This window comes from Shewanella seohaensis (assembly GCF_023283775.1).
Lineage (GTDB): Bacteria > Pseudomonadota > Gammaproteobacteria > Enterobacterales > Shewanellaceae > Shewanella > Shewanella seohaensis.
Map to the genome: position 1 here is coordinate 1 of NZ_JAKILE010000019.1, position 20054 is coordinate 20054.

General features: G+C 46.3%; 21 protein-coding genes and 1 pseudogene. 10 read left to right on the forward strand and 12 right to left on the reverse strand.

The window, feature by feature from the left end; genetic code table 11:
• A pseudogene (locus L2713_RS18515) lies at positions 1 to 258 on the reverse strand (IS110 family transposase); the annotation flags it as partial.
• A gap of 412 nt (positions 259 to 670) precedes the next feature.
• Here L2713_RS18515 and L2713_RS18520 point away from each other — a divergent pair.
• The 9 genes from L2713_RS18520 (at position 671) to L2713_RS18560 (ending at position 6801) form a co-directional block, all read left to right on the forward strand.
• A complete protein-coding gene (locus L2713_RS18520; RefSeq protein WP_248968896.1) occupies positions 671 to 1147 on the forward strand; it encodes a hypothetical protein in 477 nt (158 codons plus the stop codon).
• On the forward strand, positions 1060 to 2130 hold the full coding sequence (locus L2713_RS18525) for a hypothetical protein (protein WP_248968897.1): 1071 nt from the start codon (positions 1060 to 1062) through the stop codon (positions 2128 to 2130). The genes L2713_RS18520 and L2713_RS18525 overlap by 88 nt, the downstream gene beginning before the upstream one ends.
• A gap of 150 nt (positions 2131 to 2280) precedes the next feature.
• A complete protein-coding gene (locus L2713_RS18530) occupies positions 2281 to 2562 on the forward strand; it encodes a type II toxin-antitoxin system Phd/YefM family antitoxin (RefSeq protein ID WP_000086647.1) in 282 nt (93 codons plus the stop codon).
• Complete coding sequence (locus tag L2713_RS18535) at positions 2559 to 2846, forward strand: type II toxin-antitoxin system RelE/ParE family toxin (protein ID WP_029865673.1); 288 nt, start codon at positions 2559 to 2561, stop codon at positions 2844 to 2846. The genes L2713_RS18530 and L2713_RS18535 overlap by 4 nt, the downstream gene beginning before the upstream one ends.
• 171 nt (positions 2847 to 3017) lie before the next feature.
• Complete coding sequence (locus L2713_RS18540; protein WP_248968898.1) at positions 3018 to 3731, forward strand: hypothetical protein; 714 nt, start codon at positions 3018 to 3020, stop codon at positions 3729 to 3731.
• A 152-nt stretch (positions 3732 to 3883) separates the two neighbouring features.
• On the forward strand, positions 3884 to 4213 hold the full coding sequence (locus tag L2713_RS18545) for a hypothetical protein (protein WP_248968899.1): 330 nt from the start codon (positions 3884 to 3886) through the stop codon (positions 4211 to 4213).
• A gap of 100 nt (positions 4214 to 4313) precedes the next feature.
• On the forward strand, positions 4314 to 4931 hold the full coding sequence (locus L2713_RS18550) for an immunity protein Imm33 domain-containing protein (RefSeq protein ID WP_248968900.1): 618 nt from the start codon (positions 4314 to 4316) through the stop codon (positions 4929 to 4931).
• Positions 4932 to 5042: 111 nt separating this feature from the next.
• Entirely contained in the window at positions 5043 to 6245 is a 1203-nt protein-coding gene (locus L2713_RS18555; protein WP_248968901.1) for an IS4 family transposase, read from the forward strand.
• 133 nt (positions 6246 to 6378) lie between these two features.
• Positions 6379 to 6801 carry a GNAT family N-acetyltransferase gene (locus L2713_RS18560; RefSeq protein WP_248968902.1) on the forward strand — a complete coding sequence of 141 codons (423 nt, stop codon included), beginning with the start codon at positions 6379 to 6381 and terminating at the stop codon, positions 6799 to 6801.
• Positions 6802 to 7174: 373 nt separating this feature from the next.
• On the opposite strand, the gene L2713_RS18565 is transcribed toward L2713_RS18560, so the two are convergent.
• The 9 genes from L2713_RS18565 to L2713_RS18605 all read right to left on the reverse strand — a co-directional run bounded on the left by L2713_RS18565 (position 7175) and on the right by L2713_RS18605 (position 14926).
• Positions 7175 to 7411 carry a DUF2897 family protein gene (locus L2713_RS18565; RefSeq protein WP_086903492.1) on the reverse strand — a complete coding sequence of 79 codons (237 nt, stop codon included), beginning with the start codon at positions 7409 to 7411 and terminating at the stop codon, positions 7175 to 7177.
• A 28-nt stretch (positions 7412 to 7439) separates the two neighbouring features.
• Positions 7440 to 8177: an 8-amino-3,8-dideoxy-manno-octulosonate cytidylyltransferase KdsB gene (kdsB, locus tag L2713_RS18570; protein WP_011622622.1), complete on the reverse strand. Its 738-nt coding sequence runs from the start codon at positions 8175 to 8177 to the stop codon at positions 7440 to 7442.
• 82 nt (positions 8178 to 8259) lie between these two features.
• Positions 8260 to 9330 carry a 3-deoxy-alpha-D-manno-octulosonate 8-oxidase KdnB gene (kdnB, locus tag L2713_RS18575; protein ID WP_011716905.1) on the reverse strand — a complete coding sequence of 357 codons (1071 nt, stop codon included), beginning with the start codon at positions 9328 to 9330 and terminating at the stop codon, positions 8260 to 8262.
• Between the two features lie 19 nt (positions 9331 to 9349).
• Positions 9350 to 10537, reverse strand: coding sequence for an 8-amino-3,8-dideoxy-alpha-D-manno-octulosonate transaminase KdnA (gene kdnA, locus L2713_RS18580; RefSeq protein WP_011716906.1), 1188 nt, complete (start codon positions 10535 to 10537; stop codon positions 9350 to 9352).
• A 429-nt stretch (positions 10538 to 10966) separates the two neighbouring features.
• On the reverse strand, positions 10967 to 11572 hold the full coding sequence (can, locus tag L2713_RS18585) for a carbonate dehydratase (protein WP_248968903.1): 606 nt from the start codon (positions 11570 to 11572) through the stop codon (positions 10967 to 10969).
• A 153-nt stretch (positions 11573 to 11725) separates the two neighbouring features.
• On the reverse strand, positions 11726 to 12556 hold the full coding sequence (locus L2713_RS18590) for an alpha/beta fold hydrolase (RefSeq protein ID WP_248968904.1): 831 nt from the start codon (positions 12554 to 12556) through the stop codon (positions 11726 to 11728).
• A 65-nt stretch (positions 12557 to 12621) separates the two neighbouring features.
• Positions 12622 to 13446, reverse strand: a complete 825-nt coding sequence (locus tag L2713_RS18595; RefSeq protein ID WP_248968905.1) for a M15 family metallopeptidase — start codon at positions 13444 to 13446, stop codon at positions 12622 to 12624.
• Complete coding sequence (gene dapE / locus L2713_RS18600; RefSeq protein WP_248968906.1) at positions 13440 to 14585, reverse strand: succinyl-diaminopimelate desuccinylase; 1146 nt, start codon at positions 14583 to 14585, stop codon at positions 13440 to 13442. Before dapE ends, L2713_RS18595 begins: the two co-directional genes overlap by 7 nt.
• Positions 14582 to 14926 carry an arsenate reductase gene (locus L2713_RS18605; protein ID WP_487250722.1) on the reverse strand — a complete coding sequence of 115 codons (345 nt, stop codon included), beginning with the start codon at positions 14924 to 14926 and terminating at the stop codon, positions 14582 to 14584. Before L2713_RS18605 ends, dapE begins: the two co-directional genes overlap by 4 nt.
• Before the next feature lie 231 nt (positions 14927 to 15157).
• Between L2713_RS18605 and L2713_RS18610 the strand changes: the two genes are divergently transcribed.
• Positions 15158 to 15334 (forward strand): hypothetical protein, encoded by a 177-nt coding sequence (locus tag L2713_RS18610; protein WP_164717946.1) that lies wholly within the window; start codon positions 15158 to 15160, stop codon positions 15332 to 15334.
• A gap of 85 nt (positions 15335 to 15419) precedes the next feature.
• Here L2713_RS18610 and L2713_RS18615 read toward each other — a convergent pair whose 3' ends face one another.
• Positions 15420 to 18092 (reverse strand): TonB-dependent receptor plug domain-containing protein, encoded by a 2673-nt coding sequence (locus L2713_RS18615; RefSeq protein WP_248968908.1) that lies wholly within the window; start codon positions 18090 to 18092, stop codon positions 15420 to 15422.
• 551 nt (positions 18093 to 18643) lie between these two features.
• Positions 18644 to 20053 (reverse strand): FUSC family protein, encoded by a 1410-nt coding sequence (locus L2713_RS18620; protein WP_248968909.1) that lies wholly within the window; start codon positions 20051 to 20053, stop codon positions 18644 to 18646.
• Between the last annotated feature and the right edge of the window lies 1 nt (position 20054).

The window sequence follows — 20054 nt, forward strand, 5'->3', positions numbered from 1 at the left end:
GTTACCTTGCCGAAAAGGCACGACAAATTGAGGAGCAATTAACTTGACGCTGTGGCCCAACAGCTCAAATTCTCTGGCCCAGTAATTTGCGCCACTACAGGCTTCCATCACAATCAGACAAGGCTCAATTTGAGCGAGAAAGGGCAGCAAGTCTTTGCGTCTAAGCATTTTCTTTTTGAGTACCTTGCCAGCTTTATCGACACCAACAGCATGAAAAACAGACTTTGCGATATCTAAACCGATTGTAGTAATCTTCATAGGTGGACCCGTCCTCTTTCTGATGAGTTTTAGCGACTACATCGTGGCCCATTGTGAGGCCGATTAAAAGTGGATGGGTCCATTCCATTATCCATGCCGAGACTCACGCAATTTGTCTATTCGCCCTGCGGCAACTCCGAGGGGAGGTGTATTCCTTGGAGCTTTGAGTCGTTAGATGGCAATTCATCAGTAAAAAATAAGCGTGAAAGAACGAGAAAGGTAAAACGATATCAACCTATTACCTATTAAACTGTATAAAAACCGCTACCGCAAAAAAGCAAATTCCTATAGCATCATTTATACCCATTTACACGGATGTGGCAGCAGCGGCCAAGTCCAACAAGCGATTTATGCCCTGCAAACAGCGCAGCGCATAAATACTAAGAAGTTATATTTCAATCGGAGTACTTAAGTGAGTCAGCAGGAATTACACGACTTAATTATTTATCAAGATAGATACTTTGAGATATTGACCGAGTTTTTCCTCAGCGTGACAGGACGTCTGCCACGTGACTTTTCACCTCTGGATAGATTTTCGGAATCTATTCAAAGAATGGCTGTTAGTTTAAGAGAAAGCTCTAGCCGGGCTGAAAGTGCTATGGTGGCATTTTCAACTCTCGAAACGGAACTTAAGAAACTATATTCGGAAGAAGGTGGAAAAGCCTTTAGCGCAGCTAAGAAACTAGATGCATGTAAATTGAATTTGGGCGGAAGCAGTCGTTTCCTAGAAACACAGTTAAATGCTACACGCAAATCACTTCTATATTCCGATACAGTTTTAATTCCAGACCCCGTAATGCCATGGCTAGAGAAAAACGAGACGAAGAGAAGTTTAGTCATGTTATCCCGCTTCAGATGGCATTTTTCATATTGCATTTGTGTGATCTAAAAGGAGATGAATTTGATCTCCCACCATTTTTTGTATTTCCAAGTTTTGAGAAGTCACTTGAAGAATATGATCAGCAAACGCAAGAAAATAGCATTCAGCTTATCACCGATGTATTTTCGCATTATGTAGACTCAGGTATAACGCATCCTGAAGATATTTTGGAGTTTGCTACAAAATACCCTGACCTGTACTTTGAAAAAATTGAAGGAGCGAGGCTCTTTGTCTCACCCGGATCTGAACCTGGGGAGCCTCTAAAAGTAGAGTTAGAAAATTACAAGGCAGAAATGAGGCAATGGAGGTCAGAAGATTGGTGTAATGAGCTGTTTTCGAAAGGTGATGCTAGCGTTGTGACCAACGCTATTTTTGAGCGCATTATGCCAAACTACCATTTACTGGAAAATTCCGATGAGCTAAGAAGTCATCCATTTCTGTGTGTAAACGCACAGGCGCATTATTACCAACTTATCGCAAGTATGAAAAATTCATCTGCTGGTGAAGTTGCCTCATTTGATCCATCTACCTCAGCAATTCTACAGTCTCTTACGTCTAAAAGGCTTGATTATTTGGCCAATATCAAAGACGCGCAGCTCGTAGCATTGAGGAAGACCGATGAGAATGTTGAATTTAGGAGAGAGCTAAGAGATTTAGTTAACAGTTTGCCTAATACCAATCTCGAAGATTTAGGGTATGTTGCTGCCGAAGTGTGCTCTCACATTGAAAGAGCCATATCGAAACACGAGAAGCAGATTTCATCACTTAATGATAAATATCAAGCCAAACATAAATACACGGCTTTAATTGCTGGTGGCACACTAGCTGTAACGATGTTTCCAGTTCTTGCCCCTTTCTTGGGTGCATTACTTCCCCTAGGTGGGGTGGCTGCAACAGGTAAATATATTTCCGATAAGCTCGATGAAAAAGCAGAAATTGGACAATTTTCTCACTCCATGATGGGTGTGATATCGAGAGCGAAAGGGAAATGAAATATAACAAGGCGCTGCTACGGAAAATTTACTCGCTGGCGCTCCTAAATTTCCGCAGAGCGCGGCGTTATAACACAGAATCAACTTCTTGCTCAAAACGGTTAGTTGAACTATTATCTGTACGTTATTTTGTACCAATTGGAGTTCAATATGAGTCGTATTCATTTCGATCAAGATATTCAGCCGTTATCTGAATTTCGTGCAGGTGTTGCTTCTTACATCAAACAAATCAATGAGACTCGCCGTCCATTGGTCATTACACAGCGTGGTAAAGGTGTTGCTGTTGTTCTTGATGTTGCAGAGTATGAAGCAATGCAAGAGAAAATCGAATTACTAGAAGAAATGCGCACAGCTGAAGCTCAATTAGCTTCAGGCCTTGGTGTTTCCAATGATGATGCTCGTGCTCAAGTACTGGGGCGCATTAAGAAATGAAAGTAGTTTGGTCTCCATTAGCGCTTCAGAAGCTAGGCGATGCAGCGGAGTTTATTTCTTTGGATAATCCATCTGCGGCAGAAAAGTGGGTAAATGAAGTTTTTGATAAAACCGAACTACTTGGAAGCATGCCTGAAATGGGGCGCTTTGTTCCTGAAATGCCCCATACGAACTATCGTGAAATCATCTTTGGTCACTATCGGATTATCTACAGCTTAAGTCACGAAATCCGCGTGCTAACAGTTCGTAATTGTCGCCAAATACTGTCTGAAGATGACGTGTAAAACTGTGTTATAACAAAGCGTTAAAGACAGATTCGCAACGCGTGGCATTTTGGGTATGAATTGGCTTTTGTGTTTACGGTACAATGGTTTAGGTTCGGTGGTAGCGTTGCTCACTACTTAACGCGGCGTTAGGCTACTTGTGAAGTTTATAGCAAAATAAGGATAGTTTTAGTGACAAAGCGACAGAGCGAAGACGTTAACAATGTAATGAGTGAGTTCATAAATACATTCGATGAATTTGTTGCTTGTATGCATTTTGCGACCAAAGGTATTGAGGTGGCAGGTTTAGAGCTAGCAAAGCAGAGTCTCACGGAAGGGCATCAAACTTGGATTGCTTCTGATTGCGAAGATAATCCAAAGATGCACGCTAGGGTAAACACAAAAGAGTTTATTACGAAAAGTGGGAAAAATAGCCACTTTTCCAATGAAATTAGAAAGTCATTGTTATGCACAATGTATTCATTATGGGACGAGGTATATCGCCACCGTGTAGCCAAAGTTACGGGGTATGAAGCAAGGTATATCGAATGTCCATTAATGGGAGACCTTAGAAAAATAAGGCATTGTATATTGCACCATAAATCAATTGTTCCAGATAATGGGATTGCTTTTGAGGTACTTGAGTGGGATTTGCTACCAGGCAAGTTAGAAGTTACGTATGAACTATTTTTGGATTTCAATGATGCTGTCAGAGGGAAAAGATTGAATATAAGTGGATTTTCACTTTCACCTAAATTAGCTGAACTTACTCCCGAAATGACCAATAAAGAACGAAAAAGTTTTGACGAATTCTTTAAGAACAGAGAAAACAGAATCAATAGTGTGGAATGGCCGGGACTAGCCAAATTTTTAGATAGAATTGGTCAATTACCAGAACAAAAGTGACTTTCCCAACTGGTAGCCTAACAAGCAATTTAAGAGGGATTCACAACGCTTGGCATTTTTGTTTTTACTTCAAATTTAGTGTTTATGGCACAATGCTTTAGGTTGGGTGGAGGCGTTGTTCACCCCTTAATTGGGCGTTATGAAGCATGAACATGGATCGAGTTGAAGCTCTTAAACAAATAGTCAGATTCGGAGACAAAAGAGAGTTTGCTTATTCGGCTTTAGCAAGCTTCCCGTTCGACAGTGAAGTTGAGTTGGTTAAGGTTACAAAAGAAGATTTAGCCAATGTATTAGATAAGTTTCTCTTGAACGAAATTACGGCTGATGATCTAGAACTTTGGGCTAATTTTATCGAGTGTAGGGACGATCTAAATTATGCAGAGATCGAAGACTATATTTACGCCTTAGCCAATCCGGTTCTGGTAGGAGAAATAGACATTATAAAAATCAACAAGATGGCGAAGCTATTAAATGCTTCATAACAAGTTGCTTAATTTCGTTCCGGCCACTAAAAGCGTGGCCTCCACGGGACAGCCTACACTGCGTTTCGGCTGCCCATTAGCAAAGCGTTATGGAGATATCGTGAGTAAAACTTGGTCATTGGAAGATGTTACTATTATCGGTAAGGGGGCTCCATACACTTTTTATTTACCTTCAAGTTCGGTGATCAAGCAACTGAAAGAAGGAAATATTGTAAAGCTAATGTTTAAATGTGGTGTTGAAAATGAGCATGGTTGGACGGCTGAAAGGATGTGGGTAATTATTACTGAAGCTAACAATGGTTGCTATAAAGGTACCTTGGACAATGACCCAAGTTACATACCAGATATTAAATATCAGGATCTAGTTGAGTTTGAAGCTAAGCACATAATGCAAACCGACATAGAAGAAACTGAAGAAGATATTGTCGAAAAGTACCTACCCAGATGTTATGTAACTTCACAAGTATTAAAAGATGGGTTACCCGTTGGTCAATTGTATCGCGAGCCCCCATCAGAAGAGGAAGAGAATTATAGTGGCTGGACTTTATTTTCTGGTTTAGAAACTGAAGAGTACCTAAAAAATGGTGAAAACTGGAATTACGTATCTCTAGGTGCAGTTTTAAACCAATGTGATAGGTTTATTTCATTACTAGATATAGAAGACTATGAGCATGAGTATTCATGGGATAACTCCATATCTGCGTTTATCAAAATATAACGCGCCAAGCTAGTGAATCCCCAGATAAATTCGATGGGATTCAAATAAGTAGACACGCATGATGCTGTTTGATCTAATCAATTTCGCCAAAAACCTACTAGATCCAACATCATGCGTAATATCGACATATTACACGATTTACTCAAAAAACAATGCCCTCAAATACATCAAAAACGCCTTAATTCTCTGATGGTTGCTACCGAGTCTTTACTCGATGGTAATCAACTCTCGTTAACCCAGTTAGGACGGAACATAACGGGGAATGTTGCACCAAAACACAATATCAAGCGCATTGACCGACTGCTCGGAAATTTACATGTTATCAAAGATAAGTTCGCTATTTATCAATGGCATGCACAATATCTCTGCGGCGCAAATCCGATGCCCATTATTCTTGTGGATTGGTCTGATGTACGCGAGCAACTGCGAATGATGACCTTACGCGCATCAATCAGTGTTAAAGGTCGCTCCATTACTTTGTACGAACGCACTTTTCTGTTTGAAGATTACAATGCCCCACGCAGTCATAACACTTTCTTAGCTGAGCTTGCTAACGTATTGCCGCCAGGATGCTGCCCGCTCATCATCACCGATGCAGGTTATCGCAATACTTGGTTTAGGGAAGTCGAACGCCATGGTTGGTTTTGGCTAGGGAGAGTTCGCGGTGACGTCAGTTTTATGCTCAACGGCCAAACATCATGGCAGTCAAATAAATCCCTCTATCCTAAAGCGAATTCAACCGCGAAATACATAGGTAGCGTCAAGTTAGCACGCAAGTCTCCACTACAATGTTGCCTGCACTTGTTTAAAGCTAAACCTAAGCTGCGTAAGGATAAACGTTCTTCTAAGGCTGGGCGAAATCACACCGCACAAAAGAGTTACAGCTTAGGGAGTAAAGAGCCTTGGCTACTCGCCACCAATTTACCGCCGGACTACTTTGGCCCTTCGAAGGTCGTCGATTTGTATGCTAAACGAATGCAAATTGAAGAAACCTTCCGCGATTTAAAAAGTCCGCAATATGGCATGGGCCTCAGACAAAGCCGCAGCCGTTGTCCAAAGCGATATGATGTATTGCTGCTCATCGCTATGCTAGCTGAAATCGTGTTATGGTGTATTGGGTTAGCGGCACAACACCTTGGATGGCAAAGATATTTTCAAGCCAATACCGTGAGACAGCGGGCAGTGCTATCAATTGTTAGACTTGGAAAGGAAGTACGTAAAAGAGACAAATATCCGGTAAAGGAGGCAATTTTTCGCTGGGCATTAGTCGAATATATAAACTTAGTTCATGACGCTGGAAGACCTAAATTATGAGGGGATCCCCCAGCGCGCCAAGTTAACGGGACAATTTTAAGCTGGCTCCCGTCGTTTCGCTCCTAACTTTAGCCAGTTTAAATTTAGCCAGTTTAAAATTTGCCCCTGCTTGGGGCGTTAGGAGACTAGACTAGTGGTTACATTTAGACCAGCTAAGGATTTAGCAAAAGCAGCATATTTTACTCTGTCGAATATGCAGCCATATTATGCACAATACTCTGTAGATTGGGATGAAGCTCAGATTGAGCAAATGACACAAGAACTTGTGAACTTTGATATTTTGTTTGAAGAAAAGCTTGTTGGTGTCGTTAGATTATCTTTTGACACTGAAGCGTGCTGGTTACGAGATTTGCAAGTGGATCAGAGTTACCAGAATCGTGGGATTGGCTCAATTGCTATTGCTGAGGCAGAACGTCTGGCTAAAGAGCATAGCTCTCACATTTTGAAGCTTAAAGTGTTTAAAAATAGCCCTGCCGTTCATTTGTATAAGAGACAAGGGTTTGGTTTAACAAGTGAATATGAGCGGTTTTACTACATGAGCCGTGCCGTCTGCTAACCATCAAATTTTATCGCCAGCCAAAAGCGCTGGCGGTGACGTCAACCCGCAGGGCGGCTTTCCTCGCTAAATTGGGGCGTTAACCCATAGATATTTTTACCCGAAATTCACTTGATACAGCTGACGTCCTGACACGCTTTTGTCCCTTTCCACGCGCTCTTGCTTCGGCTTTTATGAAACTTCAATACGTAAGGCCCGCTCTTATCCTGACGCATTTTAGTGGCGAGTATTATTCTTGATAATTCAATACTTCATCTTTGCTTTGAAAGATTGGGCGTATACGCAAAGCTATACCGAAACGTTATTTCTCACCCACAAAAAAGGCGCTATTGCGCCTTTTTGATTGATAAATCAGAGGAGTAAAGCGACTCGCTTAGGGTTTATCTTGCTCAACTTGGGTTGATTTATCGCGATTTTCAATCGCCGTATCCGCAGACTTATCGGCATCGGGTGAGGAGTTCGCGCGATTATCGGTCTTTAACTGCTTTTCTTTATCGTGCTGACCAAACTGTGGCAGTTTGAATTTTGCACTGTATTTCAGTGCGGCAAGATTGCTGGCAATCACACCGACCACCAAAATAATAATGATCCACACTTCTAAGCTCGACATGACAACTCCTTATTGAGCAACGCCCTGATTAATCAACGGCTAAACGCTGCTCACACTTACGAATATCTTCCGGCGTGTCAACTTCGATTGAGTCGAAGGCGCTGATGGCGACTTTGATCTTATGGCCATGTTCTAGGGCACGTAGCTGCTCTAATTTTTCCAGATCTTCGAGACGACCTAAGGGGAGGGCAGCGAAGGCTTGCACGAATCTGCGGGTGTAAGCATACACACCTAAGTGTTTGTAAACTGGATAATCTTTGGTATCGCGGCCGAAGGGAATACGTGCGCGGGAGAAATACAGCGCGTAATAGTCGTTATCGAACACCATCTTCACATGCATTGGATCGTCGAGCTCGGCTTTGTTGACAATTTCATAGCCGAGGGTCGCCATTTCAAACTCGCCTGGATGACGTTCGAAGAGGCTGATCACTTGCTCGATGGAAGTCGGGTCGATTAGGGGTTGGTCGCCTTGAAGGTTGATGACCAGATCGTCATCCTTCAAACCTAATTGGTTAATCGCATCATTGATACGGTCTGTGCCCGATGCCGCATCAGGGCTGGTCATGACCACTTTGCCACCGAAGCCTTCTACGGCGCTTTTGATACGCTCATCATCGGTTGCAACATAAATATTGGTGAGGCCTTTGGCTAACGACGCGCGTTCATACACGTGTTGGATCATCGGCTTGCCGTTAATCGGGGCTAAGGGCTTGCCCGGGAAGCGGCTTGAACCGTAACGCGCCGGGATTAACAGAGTCACATTCATTAAATTATCCTAATTTATCAAAGATATGCAGTGTAGATAGACAAAAGGGCTCACAACGAGCCCTTGTCATCTGCTTGAGAGCTTAAATGCGACGGAACAGCGCAGTCAACATTTCGTCAGTGACTTTCTCTTCCCATGTTGGGCCGTACACGTTTGCCCATAATGGACCCATGCTCTTAGTCACGGCAACCATTTTCGCGATGGTTTCATCTGGCAGATCTTTACAGATGTTCTTCGGCAGAGTGATGTTGTGCTTCTTCATCATCAGACGGAATTCAGCCACACCTTCTGGGTAGAATTCTTCTAACACGTCGAAGGCGATACAGTTACCGATACCATGGTGGTAGCCGAGGATGTAAGACAGACCATAAGATACCGCGTGGCATGCACCCACTTGGCTGTAAGCGATACTCATACCGCCCATAAATGACGCCATCATCAGCTTGTCGTCTTTTTCTGGGTGATCTTCTAAGTACACTTGGCGGCAAAGCTCCATGGCTTTTTCGGCGTATGACTTAGAGAATTCGTTTAAGAAGGTACCTTCTAATGATTCAACGCAGTGGATATAGCAATCCATACCTGTGTAGAACCATTGGTCAGTTTCAACACCTTCGATTAACTCAGAGTCCATGATGATTTGGTCGAACACTGTGTAATCTGAGTTCAGACCCAGTTTACGCACTGGACCACATAATACTGCGGTGCGTGATGCCTCAGCACCCGTACCTGAAATCGTTGGAATACCAATGTGGTGAACCGCTGGGTTTTTGATTAAATCCCAACCTTGGTACATGGCAGAGCCGCCTGGGTTGGTCAGCATTAGTGATACCGCTTTTGCGACGTCCATGGTTGAACCGCCACCTAAACCGACGACGCTAACCGGTTGTTTGCCGTTGAAGGCTTGAACTTGCTCGGTCAGAGTGTCGATTTGCACTGTGCTTGGCTCATCATCTACGTTAACCCAAATCAGTAAGTCTTGGGCTTTCACTGGGATGCGTGCTTCGAGTGGTTTGCCTTGGTGAACGTCATCGACTAAAAATACCACGAAGTCATCGTCGGCCTTACGCTGAGCAGCTAATACTTCGTCTAATTGTGCGAAGGAGCCACGACCGAAGATCATCTTTTCAACTACTTTAAAATTTTTAAAACTCATTGCAAAAACTCCCGTTTAATTATTGGGCAAATGCTTTCTTAATGTTTTCAATACGCTCGGCAATCTGAGCATCGGTCCAAGACAATTTAATGAGCATGGAAATAGTGCGGCTCATAATGGCATCAGATTTCGGCACAGAAATTTGAGTATAGTCAGGTCTGTCGGCGATTAATGTGATTGGCAACGCAGCAGGGGCCTTAAGCTCCTGAATGTGTTTCCAGTTTTTCAGATAATGCCAGTTGTTCACGTACCAGTAGAAGCAACCGTCAACGCCATTCTCAGCCAGTTTTTTGCTGATCTCTTGGGTACGTGCTTCTGTTGGTAACATAAAGCTTAAGAAGCCAGCTGAATCACCCTCTGGATCGGGAATTTCGCGGAAGCTGACTTCAGGAATGCTCGCCATCGCTTCTTTAATGACTTTTTTGTTTTTACGTTGAATGTCGATAATGGTATCGAGTTTACGTAACTGGGCTAAACCTAAGGCCGCGTTCATTTCAGAGATACGGAAGTTCAAACCCATAATCGGGTGTGACTCGGCGCCACGGTCTTTACCAATATGGTCATGGCCGTGATCGGAGAACATATGGGCGTGATCGTAGATTTCGGTGTTATTGGTGATCACCGCGCCGCCTTCACCACAGGTGATGGTTTTAACAGAATCGAAAGAGTAACAACCTACATCACCGATAGTACCTAGGGCTTGGCCCTTGTAGCTGCCACCAATGGCTTGGCAAGCATCTTCTAACAATACGATGTTGTGCTTAGCGCAAACGGCTTTGATTTCGTCCATCTTGGCCATAGAGCCACACATGTGTACTAAGTTCACTGCTTTAGTACGTGGGGTGATCGCCGCTTCAATGCCTTCTGGTGATAGACACAGTGTCTCGTCGATTTCGGCAAAAATTGGCACAGCACCGGCCATGAAAATCGCTTCTACAGAAGCAACAAAGGTAAAAGGTGGCACGATAACTTCGTCGCCAGCACCAATGCCTGCCGCCATTAAGGCTGTTTGCAGCGCAGCAGTACCGCTAGATAAGAGGTGAGCATGCTTAACATTCATTTTCTCGCAGAGCAGTTGCTCCATATCGCGAGTCTTCCAGCGATCATTACGCATATGGTCGAAGTTATAACGGAAGGTAAAGCCGTGCTCCATCACATCGGCGACTTCTTGCTTTTCTTCTGGACCAAATAATTCAAAACCGGGCATGGAAGGTATCTCCTTAGAATTTGTGGCGCATGGTCGCGCTGCAATTAACTGGCGGATTATAACTGGGCTAAAGATCCCTTGCGATGTTTTATTGATGAAAATAAGGTCATGTTGACGTTTCGAGCTTAGATTTTGCTCACTTAACACTGTGTTATTGCATGTGTTCGTGCATGTTAGCCTTTGCGAGCCGTTGTATTAGGGCATGGGAGTCCCTTAAGCGAGGTGTAGCTCGTGGCTTAGCCGATTGGTGGAGATTAACTGCGTCGTTCAGAGCCAATGGGGCGAGTGTGGAAGCACCTTGGCAGCAAGTTAAGTTAGGCGGTTGGATCTTGTATGTGGCGTGCGATAGATATTGGCATGCATTAAAACAAAAAACCTGCACGGGGCAGGTTTTTGGCGGCGCTTATGGCGCGTTTAACGCAAACCGATTTAAATCTTTTGCGCGCGATCGACAGTCACATCAAGGTCGGTTAATAGACCATTATCAATACCGTAAATCCAGCCGTGGATCGCCAGTTCTTGGCCGCGAGACCAAGCTTCCTGCACGATTGTGCTGCTGGTGACATTAGAAACCTGTTCAATTACGTTGAGTTCACACAGACGGTCGAAACGCTTGGCATCATCCATTTGCATTAATTCATCCTGATGAAGACGGTAAACATCACGTAAATGACCGAGCCAATTGTCGATAAGCCCTAAGCGTTGATTCCCCATGGCCGCACGTACACCACCACAGCCGTAATGGCCTACTACCATAATGTGCTTCACCTTAAGCACATCGATGGCGTATTGCAGAACAGATAGGCAGTTAAGATCGGTGTGGATCACCATGTTGGCAATATTGCGGTGAACGAAGACTTCGCCCGGCATTAAATCGATGATTTGGTTTGAAGGTACTCGGCTGTCGGAACAACCAATCCAAAGATATTCAGGGTTCTGCTGTTTCGCCAGCTGCTCAAAAAAATCAGGGTGCTCTTGGCGAATGCGTCCGGCCCAGCGGCGGTTGTTATCGAATAAGGGTTTGAGTAGTTTCATTTTAACCTATTGTTTTATTGACATATTAAAATGTCTTTATTGCCCTAAGTGATGCAAGCTGCACATTTTTAGCAAGAGTATACCAGTTAATTTACGCTTGCTGGTCTATCCAATGTGCCACGGTTGGGTGGCACATTGCTGATACGTGCGCCGTTACAATACTTTCGCTAAAAACCGAGTTAAATGCTCAGTGACAAACTCGGCTTGCTCTAGGCTAGAAATATGCCCAGCGTTAGGAATATGCACTAATTGACTGCCGTCGATGGCATCGCTCATCAGGTAACTTTCGAGCACGCTGCGGGCCTTGTCTTCGACTCCGACCATGACTAAACAGGGCAGAGTCAATTGCTCGGCAAACTCCATGGTATCGCGGCGGCCAAAAATCATTCGGCCAAGCTTAACTATGCTCGGGATAGTCTCTGGCGTTTGCGCGGCCAAGTAGTCTTCAAAACGCTGTACTAATTCGGGGTTATTTTGTTTGGCATTATCGGCGAAAAACAGTGGCGAAATGGCGCTGATGAGTGGCGCAGGAATGCTGCCGGCGGCTTGGATCATGTCCAGCATGCCATAATATTTAGCGCGGGTGATCTCGGGCTCAAACCCGATAAAACTGTCGAGCATCACCAGAGCATTGACGCGCGCGGGGGCTTTAAGCACGAGCTCGGCGCCCCACATGGCACCCACGGATAAACCGATAACCGCAAATTGCTCGATATTGAGGCTATCCATCAGGGTCAGCATATGCTCGCTGATGTCTAAGAGGCTGTTGCAGCTTTCTGGGACGGCGCCCGATTGGCCGTGTCCCCAGAGTTCGGGCACGATGCAGCGGTAGTGTTGACTTAAGCTGGCAATTTGCGGCGCCCACATGGCGCTATCCCAGAGGTAACTGTGGCCAAATAACAGCGCTGGGCCTGAACCTATATCGAGGTAACTGAGTTGGCTACCGGCGATGTTGAGTTGTTTTCTGTGTGAAGAAAAATCCATAAAACCTACTTTTAAAGATAAGCGCCGAGTGTAAGGCGCCATCAAGTTGTGCGAATGGCGACACCTTAAGGCTTCGCTATTCGATGTACATATTCCGCGACAAGCACGGGTAAGCGGGCGAGCACCGCGTCTTTAAGCAACATATCGCTGTGCTGGATAACCTGCGCTAAGGCCTGCACCTCAAATTGGGGTAACAGGGTTTGAGACACGGGGAAATAGCTGATATGCCAAGGCTCGGCGCTGACGGCGCTTTTACCGCGCTGAAAAGGAAAATAAAACCCAAAATCCTTGGCGTGCTGGAGTAGCCACTGGTGCAAGTGGGCGCAGGGGCCGCCATCAGTGTATTCGGCTTCCACTAACCGCAGGGATTTTACCTCGATTTGCTTGGCATCAAACACATCGATATCTGTGCCCCAGTGATGACGTGACGCGCCGGGCAGTGCCGACCAGAGCAAAATCAAATCGACTAATGCATCATCGCTCAGTGGACTGATATCCACGGGCTGCTCGTTGATATCCAGCACTGCACGTTTACCGCTGGCCTTGGCGTTCCAAATGGCGAGTTGCCGGTCAAAAGGCCGATAGGCCGAGCAAATCGCGAGGGCTATCCCATCTTTGGCGGCGCTGTCCGCCATCGCCTTAAAGGCGAGGGCAGTTTGAGCCTCCAGCATGAAGCGTGTTTCGCTCGGGTGATAGGGACTCAGCAGTTCGACTAGCTTCAGCTTATCCGCTGACTTTTGGGTTGCAGCAGCGGATAAGTCGGTCTGTAAGCCCGTGTCTAAACCGCTTGTGACACCACTTTCTATACCGCTCTCTATTCCACTTTCTATTCCACTCACTATCCCATAAAGCTGGGCGGTGTTGGCTAAGCGTGGGGTGGCGTTTAACACAGTAATTGTTCCAAAATCACTTCGTAGCACAGGGCTAACTGCTCGAGATCGTCGATCTTCACGCACTCGTTCACTTTATGGATAGTGGCGTTCACTGGACCGAGTTCCAACACTTTGGCGCCCGTTGGTGCAATAAAGCGTCCATCTGAGGTGCCGCCCGTGGTTTGCGGATCGGTATCATAGCCAGTGATCTGACGTATAGCATGGCGAGTCGCGTCTAACAGTGGGCCTTCGCCGGTTAAAAATGGCAGGCCGTTGAAGGTCCAGCTGATGTCATAATCCAGTTCGTGGGCGGTTAATAGGGCTTCCACGCGCTCGATTAATATCTCGGCGGTCACTTCGGTCGAATAACGGAAGTTAAACATCACCTCTAGGGTGCCTGGGATCACGTTCGATGCGCCCGTACCGCCATTAATATTGGCGATTTGCATGCTGGTGGGCGGGAAGAATTCGTTGCCATTATCCCAATGGGTTTGGCTTAACTCGGCTAAAAACGGCGCGGCTTTGTGGATTGGGTTATCCGCAAGGTGCGGATAGGCCACATGGCCCTGAATGCCCTTAACGGTTAAGTTGGCGGTCAGGCTGCCACGGCGCCCATTTTTGACCACATCACCGAGTTTTAGGGTCGATGAGGGTTCGCCCACCAGCGCCCAAGTGATTTTTTCATTACGGGCTTCTAGGGTGTCGATAACCCGTGTGGTGCCATTGATAAAGGGGCCTTCTTCATCACTGGTGATCAAAAACGCAATCGAGCCGGGATGATTTGGGTGCTTAGCCACAAAACGCTCGGTTGCGACGATCATCGCCGCCAGTGAGCCTTTCATGTCTGCCGCGCCGCGGCCATAGAGGTAACCGTCAATAATGGTTGGCTCAAAAGGCGGGGTATGCCAGCGGCTTAAATCGCCCGCGGGCACTACATCGGTATGGCCGGCAAAACAAAATACTGGGCCTTCATTACCGCGACGCGCCCACATATTGGTGGTGTCTTCAAAGACCATGGGCTCAATATTAAAGCCAATGGCGGCAAGACGTTCGGCCATCAGGGTTTGGCAGCCTTCATCCAGCGGAGTGACCGAAGGACGGGCGATTAACGCTTTAGTCAGTTCGGTAACTGGGTGGGTGTTCGAAGCGTGCGTCATAGGGAAAAGACCTTCTTATATTCGGCTTCGTTAAAGCCCACCTGCACTTGTTCACCCACAACCAGCACAGGGCGCTTGATCAGCGTCGGGTAAGTGAGCATCAGTTGAATGGCTTTGGCTTGGTCGATATTGGCCTTATCTGCATCACTCAAGGCGCGAAAACTGGTACTGCGTTTGTTAAAGACAGTTTCCCATCCTGCAATTTGACACCAATGCTGAAGATCCTTTTCTGCTAATCCATCTTCCCTAAAGTCATGGAAGTTGACCGAAAGTTGATGGGTTTCAATCCATTTACGTGCTTTACGCACTGTATCGCAATTTTTAATACCAAAAAGGGTCAAGATGATGCTCCTATCGAGGGGCGCCGTTGGCACGCATTGATTTTGCTCGCATTGTGGCATTGTGCGTTAGATGCCACAAGGGGGTTATCGTATTGTGTGGTCATCAATTGCAGCCGATGCAGCCAATGGCAAAAGATTTTTCAGCGCAAGTGCTTAAGCGTCACTTAAGTATTGGCTTCTAGCCTAAGTATTGAACCTGAGCATTGAGCCTAAATCGACAAGGGGATCGCTATGAATATCAGTGCAAGCAGCCCAATGTTAGCGCATAGCTATGCTGCCAACCGTTCGTCTTCACCCACAGCGTTACCCGCTCAGCCTGCGCCAGCCAAGGTGGAAGAGGTGAGCGAGTCCGCCAAGGAGCGAGCCCGTGAGGCAACTAGAGGCGAATCGATTGATACCTATGCGTAACTGAGTGTGAAGCCAATAGATAAAAGCCGAGCAGTTGCTCGGCTTTGTGTTTTAGGAAGCAATGCTAATCAAAACATGAGGTTGATTAGAAGTTCATCTCTACCGCTAAATAATATTCACGTCCAACAACGTTGTAGTAAGAACGTGGGTAATGCGGCCAAGAGTTTTGGGTTTCGTCAATCTCAGGGCCTGCATCGAAGATATTATTAATCCCGCCGGAGAACTTAATCGCATCGGTTAACATATAGCTGGCGGCCCAGTTCACTTCGACATGGCTGTCGATAGTGACGGCGTATTTATCCGCCAAGCCATTGTTAATGAATGCCTCTTTACGCTGGCCATTCATGCTGTCGGTGTACTTGATCAGCAGGTTGGTAGCGAAGTCATCGTAGTTCCAACCCAGATTTAAGTTACCGCGGATTTGCGGGGCAGAGCCGTCACCATCGATCAGATCTAAAGGCTCAGAATCTGGAGTTAATTGCTCCTCCCACTTCAGCAAATAGGTGCCTTCCAAGCGGGCGGTGACATCGCCGTAGCCTGAAGTCTCATAGCGATAGCCCACCGAGAAGTCGATACCCGAAGTTTCTTGGGATGACATGTTGATGGCTTGAGTATTCACTTGAATTAACTTGCCGCTTGCATCGCGGAAAATCTTATCGGCGAAGGCGTCAGAGTGATCCAAGATATACTGGGCGCTTGGGCTATTGACTAGGTTATCGATTTCAACAATCCAGTAGTCCAAGGTTAAATTGAGATCGTTATAATCCCACACCATGCCGAGGTTATAGTTTTTACCGGTTTCGGCTTCAAGTTCTGGGTTTGCACCGATAGTAATTGGCAGTGAGTCAATCTTCTCACAGGCTGGGCCCGTGCCACCTGCGGCCTCACAGGTTGGAGTGTCGATCACTGTGCTATAGGCTGCCGTTGGTTCACCAAATAAGCGTTGCATATCTGGCGCTCGGAAGGTTTCCGCATACAGACCGCGTAACAACAGATTATCAATCGGGCGATACTCGACTGCGACTTGTGGACTGAATTGACCACCCACATCGGATAAATCGTCATAGTAGTCGTAACGGCCCGCAAGGGTGACGGTGAGGTTTTCAATCACGGGCACGGCGACTTCGGCATAACCTGCGTATTGCTCACGTTCACCTTGAGCGCTGCTGCCGCCTTTACCAATCACGCCACCATTGCTGGTAAAGCTATCGGACTTGTCGTAGAACCATTCTTTACCGTATTCGACGCCCACGGCATAAGCCACTGTACCTGCTGGTAATTCAAAGGCTTCGCCACTGATCCCCGCGTTAAAGCTCGACAGGGTAGATTGCCCCTTCTTGCCACCTTGGAAATCTAGCATTGCGGCATCGTCCGGTGAAATCACATCCAGTAGAGAATTGCCGTTTGTGCCCGCGGTGAGGTAATTCCACATGCTTTGGTAGGTGGGCGAACCTGCGGTGGTGGAGTCTACCGTTTGGCGCGCAATCGACCACGAGGTGTCGTACTCGATAGTATCCGTGAGGTAACCTTTACTGCCTAATAAGAAGGAGAAGTTATTGGTCTCAAAATCAGAGGTGCGTGGACCTAACTCAGACATACGGCGAGTGTAGTAATAGTCTCCATCGGCCGCGCCGGCAAAATCTCCGCCGAAGGCGGTATTTTTATCGAACACTTGAGATAAGCCATTGAGCTCATCGACGATAGTGACGTTATCGCCCGACACGTTAAACATAAAATCGTCGCCCACAGTGGCCGATTCAATTTCTGTGTAGGTCGAGGCATGGGTGTAATCGAGGCGCGAATACAGCTGATGATTGTCGTTTAAGTCTTTGGTGAGGTTAATCATGGTGGAGTAGCGCTTTTGCTCAGGCGAAAAGTCGCGCTGTGCGGAGCGATCGAAACCACATTTGCCATTGGACATCATCACATAGCCGCGTGCATCACATTCGGCGGCGCTTAAGCTCTTGAGCAATTTGCCATTGCTATCCACAAGGTTGGCGCCATAGGAGCTGTAACCAGCATAATAGTTACCTGGGATTATATCAGTGCCCCATTCAGGGCGGTCTGAGGCTTTTAATGCTTGGCGATCTTCATATTCGGCGAAGAAGGTCAGGTTTGCTTTATCGCTGCTGACACCCGTCATAAAGGAGAACTGGTTGTTCTGCAGGCCGCCATCGAAGGTATCTGAGTGGCGGTATTTGAAGGTGCTTTGCTCAACGTCTTTTTTCAAGATGATGTTGATTACACCGCCCATCGCATCGGAGCCGTAAATGGCCGAGGCACCCGTGGTTAAAATTTCAATACGCTCAATCGCCCCTAACGGAATGTTGGCGGTATCGACAAAGCTATCAGTGCCGCCAGCGCCAAAGGGATATTTAGGCACACGTTTACCGTTGATCAGCGTCAGTACACGTCCAGCGCCCACACCACGAAGGTTGACGGCAGATGCTGCTGGGGTAAAGCCGTGCACTTCCTGTTGAGTCATCGACCCACCGGAGTTTTGCGACAGGTTGCCTAACACGTCTTGCACTGAGTTAAAGCCGCCTTTTTCGATATCTGCGGCGCTCACCACCACGATAGGCGAGGCATTTTCAAGATCGGTACGTTTAATACGTGAACCCGTGACCTCAATACGTTCCACTTTATCATTGATAACGGCCGCTTCATCGGCGGCAAATACTTGCGGTGTCACCGAGGCGGAGACCAAAGCGAGTAAACTAAAACGAACCGCACGCGCCACGGTTGTTTGCGTAGTCATATTTTCATTCCCTTAACAATGCCATGACGATCAGGAAGGGTTTCATCACGGCTTATATTTATTTGCAACTGCCCTCCATAGTCGGAAAATTATCATTAACAACTTTAATATCAACAGCTTAATTGTTATTCGCATGCTGCCTGGATGTTGCGTTTGTAAAAGCGGAGAGGCTAATTAAGCGTGAGGGGAAATAAAGGGTGACGGAACGGTATGCGCTATGGCGTGGTTGTATCTCAATGTAACGAAACATTATCTTTACAATGTCAATTTATATCCTAGGTCTTTAGTTTGATTGAGTTTTAGATTCTGTGAGCTGAATCAAGGTGGGATAAAAGTGGTGGATTGGAAGTATCTTATTAACTGTTGAAAAATAGCGCATTATTGCCGCAGCTTTAGGGATTTAACAAATCGCTCTGCAAAATGGACAAGATACGGACTTTTACCTGTCGTTATGGATCTATACAGTTACACATGTTATCCGGCGCGCAAAATGCCTCGAGGGGGAGATGTCCCCCATGGATGCATTTACCTAGAGCAAAGGTATTTAGGTATTAGTGACTGGCCGTGGCCTTGTTACTGGCGGGCATATTGGCCTGAGTATCAAGGATATTAGGTTGAAACACATCAGCGCAGATTTTTGCGATCATCAACACCATCACAATATATGTCATCATGCTCATGGGCATGACGATGTCAAAACGGGGAGTGAGGTTTAATGCGCCAGAGGTTAATACCAAGAGTAAATTGACTCCCAGCACCTTGTATATCCCAAGTCTTGGGGTATCGAAGATCTTCCAGATAGCAACCACGTTGATAAAGTAGAAACAGGCGAGCTGCCACAGCTCTGTAAATCCAGGCATGATAAAAACAAATTGTGCGAGATAAAAACCACCTAAACTGATTGTAGCCCAAAAGGCATCTTTAATCATGCTGCTTAGCAGTAGCGGAACGTTGGCTGCGATAACGCCTGCAAGCATAGGGAACACAAAGCCGCCGGGAACGGGCAGATAAATCCATATCATGATGGCAACGACAAAGGTAAACACGCCTTGTACAACTTTCATCCCATCCTCTTTTAGATGCTGCTTAACGCTGCGAGAGTAAGAAAAGCTTGGATGCGTGGCGTAGGGCTGTGTTCGCTCAATCAGTGCTTGTGGCAATAGGGCTTGAGTGGGGTCATTGCTTTCGGCCTGCATCAGTTTTTGTTGGATCTCATCAAGATAACAGGTTAACTCGCTTGCGGTGTGGCGCGCGCTATCAAGCAGGCGAATAATCACATGCATCTCGTGAATACGATTCAGCCACTGGGATTGATAAAACTGCAAATCATAACTGCCACTATTGGGGAGCGCTAACAGGTGATTAAGCGAAGTGGTGTCTTGCTGTAAGCGTGAAATCTCATCTTGTGGTAACTGGCCATTTTGCAGCTTATCGATTGCCTCGGATAGCGCGTGTCGCAGTGCCTCATACTTGCCCACAAAGATACTTTGAGTCGTGACTGGCCAAAGCACTTTATAGATCAAAGAGAACACCACAATCCCTAACATTGTCTCTTGCAGCCGTAACACAATCGTTTGGAAGGTATTAGTGTTATCGAATCCCCCCATGCAGCAAACGATGGTGCAGACACAGAAACCCTGAATGAAGATATAACCGTATTTTTTATCACTAGCCATAAAGAGGCTGGCGGCCAAAAACAGTGAGTAAAAGGCGAAAAATAAAAAGCGTTCCTGAGAAAAGAAGACGATCAGAAATAGGGCATATCCTACGCCCAAGAGCGCGCCGATGATGCGGTTTTGGCCTTTTTGCAGCGCGTGAGCAAAGGTTTCGTCCAGTGCCATCACCGCGACTGTTATCGCAGCCCAATAGGGTTTTTCCCATTGAAACCCAATCGCTAAGCAAAGCGAGCAAACAACTGCCAGTGCCGCTTTAATGGCTTCTTTAGAGGTGGCTTTTAACATA

Excerpts from the sequence above, each read along its gene's own strand:
- L2713_RS18530 (WP_000086647.1), top strand. The coding sequence starts at position 2,281 with ATGAGTCGTATTCATTTCGATCAAGATATTCAGCCGTTATCTGAATTT.
- can (WP_248968903.1), bottom strand. The coding sequence starts at position 11,572 with ATGAAACTACTCAAACCCTTATTCGATAACAACCGCCGCTGGGCCGGA.
- L2713_RS18590 (WP_248968904.1), bottom strand. The coding sequence starts at position 12,556 with ATGGATTTTTCTTCACACAGAAAACAACTCAACATCGCCGGTAGCCAA.
- L2713_RS18545 (WP_248968899.1), top strand. The coding sequence starts at position 3,884 with ATGGATCGAGTTGAAGCTCTTAAACAAATAGTCAGATTCGGAGACAAA.
- L2713_RS18525 (WP_248968897.1), top strand. The coding sequence starts at position 1,060 with ATGGCTAGAGAAAAACGAGACGAAGAGAAGTTTAGTCATGTTATCCCG.
- L2713_RS18620 (WP_248968909.1), bottom strand. The coding sequence starts at position 20,053 with ATGTTAAAAGCCACCTCTAAAGAAGCCATTAAAGCGGCACTGGCAGTT.
- kdnB (WP_011716905.1), bottom strand. The coding sequence starts at position 9,330 with ATGAGTTTTAAAAATTTTAAAGTAGTTGAAAAGATGATCTTCGGTCGT.
- L2713_RS18535 (WP_029865673.1), top strand. The coding sequence starts at position 2,559 with ATGAAAGTAGTTTGGTCTCCATTAGCGCTTCAGAAGCTAGGCGATGCA.
- L2713_RS18565 (WP_086903492.1), bottom strand. The coding sequence starts at position 7,411 with ATGTCGAGCTTAGAAGTGTGGATCATTATTATTTTGGTGGTCGGTGTG.
- L2713_RS18610 (WP_164717946.1), top strand. The coding sequence starts at position 15,158 with ATGAATATCAGTGCAAGCAGCCCAATGTTAGCGCATAGCTATGCTGCC.
- L2713_RS18555 (WP_248968901.1), top strand. The coding sequence starts at position 5,043 with ATGCGTAATATCGACATATTACACGATTTACTCAAAAAACAATGCCCT.
- kdsB (WP_011622622.1), bottom strand. The coding sequence starts at position 8,177 with ATGAATGTGACTCTGTTAATCCCGGCGCGTTACGGTTCAAGCCGCTTC.
- L2713_RS18615 (WP_248968908.1), bottom strand. The coding sequence starts at position 18,092 with ATGACTACGCAAACAACCGTGGCGCGTGCGGTTCGTTTTAGTTTACTC.
- dapE (WP_248968906.1), bottom strand. The coding sequence starts at position 14,585 with ATGACGCACGCTTCGAACACCCACCCAGTTACCGAACTGACTAAAGCG.
- kdnA (WP_011716906.1), bottom strand. The coding sequence starts at position 10,537 with ATGCCCGGTTTTGAATTATTTGGTCCAGAAGAAAAGCAAGAAGTCGCC.